Consider the following 569-nt stretch of genomic DNA (forward strand, 5'->3'; position numbering starts at 1 on the left):
CGCCGAGCGCGGCTTTGATGTCGATCACGCCACCATCAACCGCTGGGTTCTGGCCTACGCGCCATTGATAGAGAAACGTCTGCGCCGGTTCCACAAACCCCATTGCGGATCGATCCGCGTCGACGAGACCTACATCAAGGTCCGTGGCCAATGGCGGTATCTCTACCGCGCCGTTGACAAACACGGGACGCCGGTTGATTTCCTGCTGACAGCCAATCGGGATATTGCTGCGGCCAAACGCTTTTTCCGTAAAGCATTGAAGGATTGCCCACTGCTGGCTCCGGAGAAGATCGGCACGGACGGGGCGATCGTCTATCCTGGCGCGATCAAGGATGGCATCGTCCAAGGTCTACTCGATGCTAACGTCACCCATCGCGTCTCCAAACACCTGCAACAGGTGATCGAGAGCGACCATTTCCGGCTTAAACAGATGATGCCGAAAGTGGGATGTCTGCGCAGTTTCACGACGGCGCGGCGCACGATCGCGGGTTTCGAGGCGCTGCTGTGGCTGCGCAAAGGCTTCGGCTTCGCCGGCGACTGGTCCGTCCGTCGCCAGAATGACCTGCTTG

General features: G+C 59.4%; 1 protein-coding gene. It reads left to right on the forward strand.

Features of this window, described 5'->3' with window-relative positions; translation table 11 throughout:
* A partial coding sequence (locus tag AC4FS3_RS29215; RefSeq protein WP_491023452.1) for an IS6 family transposase occupies window positions 1-569 on the forward strand: 569 nt, incomplete at both ends.

This window comes from Pseudogemmobacter sp. TB195, assembly GCF_058313095.1.